General features: G+C 52.3%; 7 protein-coding genes. All 7 read right to left on the bottom strand.

From position 1 onward, the window contains the following. Positions 1-167: 167 nt before the first annotated feature. Positions 168-1,268 carry a hypothetical protein gene (locus ACETWG_01900; protein ID MFB0515340.1) on the bottom strand — a complete coding sequence of 367 codons (1,101 nt, stop codon included), beginning with the start codon at positions 1,266-1,268 and terminating at the stop codon, positions 168-170. Between the two features lie 84 nt (positions 1,269-1,352). Next, entirely contained in the window at positions 1,353-2,903 is a 1,551-nt protein-coding gene (locus tag ACETWG_01895) for a von Willebrand factor type A domain-containing protein (protein MFB0515339.1), read from the bottom strand. Positions 2,904-3,249: 346 nt separating this feature from the next. Beyond that, positions 3,250-4,314: a hypothetical protein gene (locus tag ACETWG_01890; protein ID MFB0515338.1), complete on the bottom strand. Its 1,065-nt coding sequence runs from the start codon at positions 4,312-4,314 to the stop codon at positions 3,250-3,252. Then, a complete protein-coding gene (locus tag ACETWG_01885) occupies positions 4,292-5,260 on the bottom strand; it encodes a hypothetical protein (GenBank protein MFB0515337.1) in 969 nt (322 codons plus the stop codon). The genes ACETWG_01890 and ACETWG_01885 overlap by 23 nt, the downstream gene beginning before the upstream one ends. A gap of 32 nt (positions 5,261-5,292) precedes the next feature. Then, the gene (locus ACETWG_01880; protein MFB0515336.1) at positions 5,293-6,669 is read right to left on the bottom strand and encodes a sigma-54-dependent transcriptional regulator; all 1,377 of its coding nucleotides are present in this window, start codon (positions 6,667-6,669) and stop codon (positions 5,293-5,295) included. Between the two features lies 1 nt (position 6,670). After that, entirely contained in the window at positions 6,671-8,074 is a 1,404-nt protein-coding gene (locus ACETWG_01875) for an ATP-binding protein (GenBank protein MFB0515335.1), read from the bottom strand. Positions 8,075-8,150: 76 nt separating this feature from the next. Then, on the bottom strand, positions 8,151-8,339 hold a 189-nt coding region (locus tag ACETWG_01870), incomplete at its 5' end, for a hypothetical protein (GenBank protein MFB0515334.1).

Here is an 8,339-nt window from a genome sequence, read left to right as displayed (position 1 = left end):
GTCGACCTGGCGGTATTGCTCTTTAATGTCATCCAAGGTCAGGTTCGGCAGATTATCTTCCGGCCCGGTGCACGTGAGAAACAGGCCAAGGAACATTGAGGCAATCGCGCACAATCCTGACTGTATAATCAAATCATGCTTTGCTGTAACCACTTGGATACTCGAACTCAAGAATTGGGAGTATGTTTTCTGTTCGAAATCTGACGAACTTTGTCTCCCAGACTCCCACCGGGTAGGAACAGGTTCAAGCCAAGCTTGATCTGCAAATCAGCAAGGCCCCTGAACGTGCTCTGGTACCATACCCCCACATCAGTTGAGAGCCAGCGGTTGAAGAAGAAACGCACCCCACCGATGGCCAGGTACACTTCGGTAACATCGATGGTCCGGGTTTCGACATTATACTGATAATTGGAGACCGTCTGGACCTCGAACATCAGTTTGGTCTGCGGGTTGGACTCAATATCGAAGCCGAAGAAACCACCGATGAGATTCTTCTGTTTTTCCCGGGGATCGGCATAGTCCTCCGCGATATAGGATTGAACCGCCAGATCTCTGACTCTGACATCGGTGAGGCTGAGGCCGGCATGCAGGCTCAGAAGCCACAAGCGCACGGTGGTGACCCCGTACATGGTGGTAAAGCGGGTATCGTAGCCTATATTTTTAATTCCTGCTTCGTCGAAACCCGCACCAGCCGCGTCGGCCCTCAGCACTTTTTCGTCGCTCTGGACATCTTGCCAGTTGGCGGAATTGCGGAAAGCGACGGCCAGGGTCGGGATGTGCCATCGGTTTTTAGGTATGAGCAGGAGTTTGAAGGCGGAGGTGGGGAAGACGGCGGCTCCACGCGTGATATTGGTCACCATCCTGACGGTGCTGAACTCCACCTCGGCGATATCGCCCAGGCCGATGCCGACAGTTCCCAGGAAGGAGTGGTCGGCTGCAACGCCGAAGGCGCCCCCACCCATCAGGCGCACATCCATGGAGCCCAGGACCCTGGCGGCCGGAATGGTGAACAGCCGGGGCGGATCAATGCGATCGGAAATGAAGCGCTTGAGACTGCGCTCGCGGCTCTGCCGATCGACCTGCCAGCGGGAATATTCCTCGGCCAGGGACCCGCCACAATTGACGCAGAACTTGTTCGCCATACCGTTCTCATACGTACAGCTATCGCAGATGAGCGTTTCCACCAGCTGGGCGTGGGCCGCGGTGGCGAAAATGAGCAGCACAGATACCGCCAGGGCTGCAGCGAGAAATTTAGAGTTTAGATTCATTTTGCTTTCCCTCCTCTTCGGTAAAACATTTGATATGAGTCGTTGTCCCCTCAGGACTTTATCCTCTGTCGTTTTTAATGACTCCTAATCGATTGTTTGCACCTTCCTGACTAACTCTAAGAACTCCACATCCCGATCATCACCACCTGATACGGCTTGCGATATAATATTTTCAACATCTCCAAATGAGGTATTTACGTAAGGACTCGCGCGTAAGATTTCGGCGAATTCGGCGACACCCACGGTGAATTGGAATCGCTCGCTGCTGGCGGAAAAGGTGTCTGCCAGTACATTCAATGTAACCGGAACATCCAGTGGGATATCCCTTTCTCCCTCCGGGAGCTTATACCGCAAGTGAACGGTCAGCAGATTCCCGGCCCCATTTCCCGATAACTCAACTTCGTAGAGGGCTGTTACGCGGTGGCCCGCTCCAATTTCACCCGCATCGGTTTCTTCATCCTCGAAGTCCTCGTCGGCGATGTCTCGATTTTCATATCCGATCAGACGGTAGCGAATAACCTCGTCCCGGTCGAATTCGACCTGGACCTTGACATCCCTGGCGATCACTTCCATCACGGCGGTCAATTCCTCGCTGAACAACCGCTCAGCCTCCGCCAGGGAATCGATATAGTAGTAGTTGCCGTTGCCGCGGTCGGCGAGCTGCTCCATCAGGTAATCATTGTAATTCCCCTGGCCAAAGCCCAGCGCGGAGAGGGTGATGCCCTGTTCTACGTATAACGAAATCAGTTCCAGAATCTCCTCGTGGCTGGTGGGACCGACATTGGCATCCCCATCAGAGCAGACAATGATCCGGTTTACCCCACCTTCGATAAAGCCCGACGTATTAACATCATAGGCATTCTGAATTCCGGACGCCATGGCGGTGCTGCCACCGGCTTTCAAGTCAGAGATAATTCCTTTAATACCTTCTTTATCGATCTCGGTTAAGGTTGTAGGCATAAGAACGGTTCCCACACTTCCAGCATAGGTACAGATCGATATTTTATCACCCTCTTGCATGTTATCGACCAGGATATAAAGACTTTGCTTCACCGACTCCAATCTGGATGTCATGGAACCCGAGATATCGATCAGGAAGGTCAGGTTCCATGGCCCTCGCTCATCGCTTGCCAGTTCTCTCCCCTGAAGGCCGATGCGGATGATATGCAGGCTATCGCCGCGAAATGGTGAGGGTGCGCCATCTACATGCACTGAAAACGGCACGTCCAGCGGCGGATCGTAGTCCTGCCGGAAATAGTTGATGTACTCCTCGATCCGCACAGATTCCTTCGGAGGTAGATGACCTTCATTGATTTTCTTCCTGCCGAACGTGTACGAGCCGTTGTCCACATCAATGCCGAAGGTAGAGAGGTTGTCTTCGGCGGTGTAGACAAAGCCATTGTATGTAAGTTCTCCGAACTTTTCCGTGCCGGGATAGTAATCACCACCTGCTGAACCGCTCTCCGCGAAAAAGTCCCCCGTAAAGCTCTTCTCGTCACCTCCACGGGTGCCCGTATCGTCGGGTGTGTTCAGCGGGTCATAAACCATCTTTTCACAACCGCCCATGATTAGGCAGATAGCGAGAAGGGAAAGATAATTGAAATAAGCAGTGGATCTTGGAAATTGAATCTTCATAACAGAACCCCCTCGATTTAATGATGAAATGAAGACGAGATCGAAATCCTTGAGATTTCTATCCAGAAGATCTCACTAGTACCACATCCCAAGTGGTGCAAACGACATGCCGGGAAAGCGCAGACAGTATGGGATGTATAAAACGGATCAGAAATGGAGGCTTAGCAGGAGTAACAACTGGGCAGCTGGATCGGAAAAAAAATTTTTCCCCCCGGCTCTTCAGCCATCAGAAAGGGGGATATAACCCTCAGAAAGCTGACGATTTTATCAGAAAGCTGACAGTGTTATACGGGGAATACCGGCAGGGGGTGGTTGAATCGCTGACGACCTTTCTTACTGCTCTGGATTATAGCTCGTATTTGATGCCAACCTCGATCATCGTCTTATCATAATATCTCTGGGTGAAAATGGTCTCATTCTCCAGCAGGCTGACGTGAACATAGCCAATGCTGCCGCCCCTCAGCACCTGTTCCAGACGAAAGTGCACCAGATTCTGGGTCGGTTCCTCCGGGTCCCGGTACCAGCTTTCCCCCTTGAGTTCCGGATATTGGTAGGCCTTATCGATACGCCGGAATACGAGGTGGTAAAACGTCGAGGGCCTGAGATTGCCGGAAATATAGGCGTGGTAACTGACCAGGCTGAACTCACCGATTACGCTATTCGATCCTACAGTACAAATTCCAATTTGTAACCCGGCGATGATCTTGCCCCGATATCGCACATGCATCAGCGCCTCAACTCCCCTGTCCTTTTGAGGGTAATCCAAGAAAACCAGCGAGGTATCGTCCACTACGCCGACGGCATTGAAATCGGTATGGACGATTCTGCTACCGGTAAAGGTGCCTTCGAAGAAAATTCTAGGATTGATATGGTATCTGCCCCTGAATTCCAAATCGTTTTCACCAAAGCGGTACTTTTCCGTCGCCGCGAGGGTTTTTTTGCGATAGCGATAACCCAGCCATCCTGTATAGCGGGTTCCCGGGGAGAGCTGCAAAAAGGTGCTGTATTCGGTCCACATATAGGACCCGGTATGGTTGTAGAACGATTTTTGAAAATGACTCAAATTCCCCAGAACCTGCAGGGCCGGCGAAAGCGCATAGCGAAAGTCCAATTCAGCGTTGACAATCAGTTTGGACTGTTCCCGAAAAATGGCATCTACATTAGCCTGGGTTAAGAGCTCGGCGAAAATATTCAAGCGGCGGGGATGGATTTCGTGGCTCAAACGTCCTCGTAAGGTGAGGCCTAATGTTGAATCCGGAGCGGTTAGAGCCTCACGCACATTGGAATCATAATAGGTGGAGAATTGCAGTTGCCCGTCTATGGCTTTCAGGGTGGAATAGCCGCCACCGAGGGCCAGCAAGAACAGCGGTAGAGTATTCAGCCTGATTTTAATGGGGCAGTTCGGTCTCAATCTGTCGGAGGAGATCCTGGTACTGCTGGCGTTTGGTCTTCAGTCGCTTGATCACTTCCCCAATCGGATCGCCGTTCAACGGGATATTTGTTTCTCCGGATACAGCCGGACTCCGGCTCAGGGGGGTCGCTAGATCAGTTCGACTTCCTCCCGCCTCATTCGCCCTTTCTGATTTTTCATTACCTATGGCAGTGGACGCGTCGTCTTCACCCCAGCCATAAACGAACACCTCTCTTGGGCTCGTGGGTTCCTGAGGGCTACCCGGTTCAAGATCAAGGTTCGACTGCAGCTGATAGCTCAGGTCCCGATGGAATTCATTCAAGCGGGCCAACAGGGCCAGCTCCGTTTCCTTTTCCGTCAGGAGGGAATCGATCAGAACCAGTTTCGCCTGCAGTACCGACTGCAGATCTGCCAGGACCAGGCGTTTGACGGCTTCATTTTCGTAAGGGCTGTTGAGAATGGACGAATAGTCGGGCAAGTCGAACGTGGCACCCCCCTGACTCAATAGCCGGCGTCCGATGGTAAGCGCCTGTTCTTTTTGAGATAGAGATAATCGGTCCTCGGATTCAGCTTCGAGCAGGATTCGTTGATAGACCTCCCTCAATGCCAGAAACGCATGGTCCCGGCGGGTTTTCAGGTCGGCAATTCTATTGTGAATCTGCCGCAGCGAATCCGCCAGTTCCACCTGACGAGCACTATTACGAGCTAGCACTATCTCGACAATCCAACCGTTGTACCAGGATTGGCTTGCCTGTAGTTTGCGAATTTCTTCCTGCAGTTGGTGCTGCTGTTCCCGCCACTGTTGCTCCGTTGCAACCGCTACTTCCAGTCGGGCATCGACCGAGAGATAATTCCTCCAGGGCGTTTCCAGATCCTGGGCCCAGGCGGTGGTCTGAAAGAGAAGTAGTGCCGGGACAACTGCTCGTCTAAGTACTGCTGTGTTCATAACGGAAATACTCATTGGGTATTCTTTTTCGCTTACTCGTTATGCTCAGATTTCGAAGTACGGGTTTTATCCTCAAATAAACCATACTTCTCCATCTTGTAATACAGGGTGCTGGTTTTGATTCCCAGCATTTTAGCGGCCCTTTGCTTGATACCGCCCGCTTTCTCCAAGGCCTTCTTGATCATTCGGTATTCCGTATCTTCCAAAACTTCCGCCAGGTTACCGCTGCTCTCAGTTAGATCCTCACTGTCTTCATCAAAATAGATGTTGTCAGCGGAGATCACCCCGCTATCGGAAAAGATAAGGATTCTCTCCAGCAGATTTTCCAGCTCCCGGATGTTCCCGGGCCAGGGGTAGCGCTGCAGTTTTTCGATAGCGTCAGCGGTTATCTCCGGGCTTTCCCTTCCCAGGCTGCAGGATTTCACCTCGAGAAGGTATTCGATCAGTTCGGGGATATCGGCCTGTCGCTCCCTCAAAGGCGGAACGTAGATGGGGACTACGTTAATCCGGAAATAAAGGTCCTCACGAAATTGTTTGCTTTTGATGGCTTCCTTCAAGTTCCGGTTGGTGGCAGCGATAACGCGGACATCGGTTGAGATCTCCTCCGTCCCACCCAGGCGCTGAAACGACTGATGCTGAAGGACCCTGAGTAGTTTGATCTGCAGCTGCGGTGATACCTCGCTGATCTCATCCATTAGAATCGTGCCGCCGTCCGCCTGTTCAAATATCCCCTGGTGTTGTTTTATCGCCCCGGTGAACGATCCCCTTTCATGGCCGAATAATTCACTTTCCAGAAGGGTGTCAGTGAAGGCGCCGCAATTGACTGCCAGAAATACCTTCTCCTTTCTTTTGCTTTCATTGTGGATCGCCCGGGCAATCAGCTCCTTACCGGTACCGCTTTCGCCGGTTATCAGCACCGGGCTGTCCACTTTAGCCACCTGTTTGATCTGCTCCTTGAGCATTTCCATCTCGGGCGAAGAACCCACCATGCCGTAAAAGGTGGGAATCGCCACCGGTTTGAATTCGGTTGCGGGCGCGTGTTTGAGGATTTCCGAGACCTTCGTCTTCAGCTCATCGATGGAAAACGGCTTAGCAATAAAATCTCGTGCACCGGACTTCAGAGCACTTACCGCCAGGTCTATGGTCCCGTAGGCGGAGATGAGGATGACCGGCAGCAGCGGATTTGCCTCCAGGAACTCGTGGAGCAGATGCATGCCGCTCTTGCCGGGGAGCTTCAGGTCGGTGATGACTAGATCCGGCGGGAGTTTCTTGAAAAGCAGGCTGCCTTCGAACCCGTCGGCGGCAGAGTTCACGCGGTAGCCTTTCTTTTCCAGGACGGTCTGGATGCCTTCCCGCATGGTGCTGTCATCCTCGATGACAAGAATTGTGCTCTGGTTGACGGTCTTCATACTATCTCTGGGGGAGACTCAAGGTGAACTTGGTCCCTTTGCCTACTTCACTTTTAACAAGAATCGTGCCATTCATCTCATCAATAATGCTTTTTACGATGGCCAGACCCAGACCATAACCTTTGTCCTGGGTGGTAAAGTAGGGATTGAAAATGTTCGCCAGGTCGGTTTCAGGAATGCCTACGCCATCATCAGACACTTCCACACTTACCAGGCCATCCTGACTCTCAATATTGATGCTGATGGTGCCCTTCTCGTTAACAGCCTCCAGGCTATTCTTTAATAGATTCAAGAAGACCCGCCTGAGTTTAGACTCATCGCCCAGGACCACACCTTTTCCGGAGAGGCTATACTGCACCTGTTTTTGTCTCATTTCCGGATGGAGGATGCGCTGGATATCCTCGAAGATCGCCTCGACGGCCAGTGGTTCCAGATGGCTTCGAAGCGGGCGGGCATAGTCGAGGTATTCCAATACAATCTGCTTCAGATGGCGGAGTTCCCTGGCAACCTTTTCGAGGTAAGAGCGGTGCTCGACCGCATCTTCGCCATAGGCTTCATCGGAAAAGGCCTCCTCCAACAGTCCGGTATATATCTCGATGCCGCCCAGCGGATTCTTTATTTCATGAGCAATGCCTGAGAGGAGCTGTTTCATTGATTGCTCGTGCTCCCTGATCTCGGTATGCATCTCAGACAGGGCCCGGTTTAAGTCGCCCAATTCATCTGTCCGTCCCAGATCCACCGTACCCGAATAGATATTTTTCTGGATCGCTTTAGTGTAATCAGAGAGCTGCATGACGGGGCGAACCAGTGATCGCGAAAAGACGATGGCCAGACTGACGGCAACCAGAATCGAGACCAGAACGATCCAGAAGATGCTGCCCACAATCTGATCGATGACCGTCATAAAATCAGCACCGCCCCAGACCACCAGGATGGGAGGAGGGCTCATTCCGGTATCGATGGCGATGGCAGCAGCTTTGAAATAGCCGCCCTCAGGGAACTGGTAAATCTCCGATACGGCGCTTTCTACGTTGCTCCCAATCCGGGAAAAGTTCTGGAGCAGGACCGATACCTGGGGATGATCCGATTTCATTTGACTCTGCCTGGCCAGTTCATCGCCCTGCTGCGAGTAGATCGCGATACCTTCAATGCCGTCGACCAGGAACGAAGCCAGTTCCTGCTCCAGGGCAAGCCTGACCGCGGACAAAGCAGGCTCCCTTGTGAGACTCAGCAGGAGGTCCCCGCTCAGCTGTCCCGCGGCTATGCGAGCCGTGCTCAGGAGGCGTTTATCCATCTCATCTTCCAACGCGCTGCGTGTGTACCAGTAGAGCGGTATCGACAGGGCCAGGAAGGAAACAATGAGGATCCCTATGACCAGGGTAAGAATTCTAGGCCGGAGTTTCATGGGTTATCAACAACTCATCTGAAGACAAATTTACATTCGGCCCGGAGTATCCTGTAATTATTGCTTTGAGAACAACTTAACCGGGGCTCCAGCGATAATCAAGGAGGATACCGTAGTTGACATCTCCATCGATATGCTTCAGGCCTAGAATCGGCAGGGGGTTCTTTGCAGGGGAGGGATTGGATATAATCCCGGCTGGACTGCACTTGCCCGCTCCAGCAGCCTTCCGGCCCGAAGGCGGGAAAAGGGCTCTAGAGCGGTGGTT

The organism is Candidatus Neomarinimicrobiota bacterium (assembly GCA_041862535.1).
Taxonomy (GTDB): Bacteria; Fidelibacterota; Marinisomatia; order SCGC-AAA003-L08; family TS1B11.
This window is presented reverse-complemented; position numbering and strand designations above follow the sequence as displayed.

Bases quoted from the DNA above. Each gene is read 5' to 3' on its own strand.
- ACETWG_01900 (MFB0515340.1), bottom strand. From the start codon at position 1,268: ATGAATCTAAACTCTAAATTTCTCGCTGCAGCCCTGGCGGTATCTGTG.
- ACETWG_01895 (MFB0515339.1), bottom strand. From the start codon at position 2,903: ATGAAGATTCAATTTCCAAGATCCACTGCTTATTTCAATTATCTTTCC.
- ACETWG_01880 (MFB0515336.1), bottom strand. From the start codon at position 6,669: ATGAAGACCGTCAACCAGAGCACAATTCTTGTCATCGAGGATGACAGC.
- ACETWG_01875 (MFB0515335.1), bottom strand. From the start codon at position 8,074: ATGAAACTCCGGCCTAGAATTCTTACCCTGGTCATAGGGATCCTCATT.
- ACETWG_01885 (MFB0515337.1), bottom strand. From the start codon at position 5,260: ATGAACACAGCAGTACTTAGACGAGCAGTTGTCCCGGCACTACTTCTC.